General features: G+C 78.5%; 1 protein-coding gene. It reads right to left on the bottom strand.

Annotated elements, in window-relative coordinates; all coding sequences use genetic code 11:
• Nucleotides 1-608: NAD(P)-dependent oxidoreductase (locus BI06_RS35710; protein WP_158516499.1), on the bottom strand; the 608-nt coding region annotated here is incomplete at both ends.

Below are 608 nucleotides of genomic sequence, written 5' to 3'. Positions count from 1 at the left end.
CGCGGCGGAGTGCACCCAGCTCGCCCCGGCCCACCCGGCCGAGGGCTCCGGCAGCAGGATCGGGCGGCCGGCCAGTGCGGCCTGGTAGAGCGCGCCGGTGGCGCCCCAGCGGAGCTGGTCGCGCAGCCGCCGGTGCGGGCCCCAGACGATCGGCGAGCGGACCACGGAGACCGGGCCGGGCGCCGTCGCGGCGGCGTCCAGCAGGATCCGCTCGCAGTCGAGCTTGGCCTGCCCGTACGGGGTGAGCGGTCCGGCCGAGGGGCCGCCCTCGGCGACCTCCCCGGGCTCCGGCCGGCCGTAGGCGTCGATGCTGCTGACGAAGACGAAACCGCCGGTGCCGCGCCAGCCCTCGACCAGGATCCGCATGGCGGCGAGGTCGACGGCGTGCTCGGTGAAGGTGCAGGCGGCGTGGATCACCGTCTCCGCGCCCTCGACGGCCCGGCGCAGGCTGTCCGGGTCGGCGAGGTCGCCCTCGGCGACCTCCACCCCGGCCCCGGCCACCAGATGGGCCGACTCGGGCCGGACCAGGGCCCGCACGGGGCGGCCCTGGGCGAGGAGTTCCTGGAGCAGGGCGGCGCCGACGCCGCCGCTGGCGCCGGTGAGCAGCA

The organism is Kitasatospora sp. MBT66 (assembly GCF_000710405.2).
Classification (GTDB): Bacteria; Actinomycetota; Actinomycetes; order Streptomycetales; family Streptomycetaceae; genus Kitasatospora; species Kitasatospora purpeofusca.
The sequence above is the reverse complement of the archived record's forward strand: the minus strand, read 5'-3'. Positions and strand labels throughout refer to the sequence as shown.